Origin of the sequence: Streptomyces sp. ActVer (assembly GCF_027270795.1) — a bacterium.
Classification (GTDB): domain Bacteria; phylum Actinomycetota; class Actinomycetes; order Streptomycetales; family Streptomycetaceae; genus Streptomyces; species Streptomyces umbrinus_A.
Genome location: NZ_JAPWHT010001007.1, coordinates 1 through 649, shown reverse-complemented (window position 1 = coordinate 649; position 649 = coordinate 1). Strand labels below are relative to the sequence as shown.

1 protein-coding gene is annotated in these 649 nt (G+C 63.9%); it reads right to left on the bottom strand.

Annotated features, from left to right (window positions below; all coding sequences use genetic code 11):
* Positions 1 to 557 (bottom strand): alpha-amylase family glycosyl hydrolase (locus O3Q52_RS53860; protein WP_269655649.1); only part of this gene is annotated, 557 nt, incomplete at its 3' end.
* Positions 558 to 649 lie beyond the last annotated feature (92 nt).

The window sequence follows — 649 nt, the reverse complement described above, 5'->3', positions numbered from 1 at the left end:
TGGTGGGAGAAGAAGCGGTGCCAGTAGTACTGCTTGCGGACGGGGTCGAAGGTCCAGTTGGAGGCTTCGGTGTCGACGAAGATGATGCGGGCGTCGGGGTATTGCTTGTCGTCGTCGGCCCACATGTAGTAGTCGCCGTAGGGTCCGGTGGGGTCGTTGCGGGACTGCTGGAACCAGGGGTGCTGGTCGCTGGTGTGGTTCATGACGAAGTCGATGATGACGCGCATGCCGCGTTGGTGGGCGGCGTCGACGAATTCGACGAAGTCGGCGAGGTCACCGAATTCGGGGAGGACGGCGGTGTAGTCGGAGACGTCGTAGCCGCCGTCGCGCAGGGGGGATTTGAAGAAGGGGGGGAGCCAGAGGCAGTCGACGCCGAGCCATTGGAGGTAGTCGAGTTTGGCGGTGAGGCCTTTGAGGTCGCCGATGCCGTCGCCGTTGCTGTCCTGGAAGGAGCGGACGAGGACTTCGTAGAAGACGGCGCGTTTGAACCATTCGGGGTCCCGGTCTTTTTGCGGGGTGTCTTCGAAGGTGTCCGGGACGGGTTCGTTGACGATCATGGTGTGGGTGACCCTCCGGTTGGCGGTGAGGACGGTCGCAGGACGGTCAGTACGTGCGCGGGCCGGTGCCCGGGCGCCAGGCGTACGTAGTT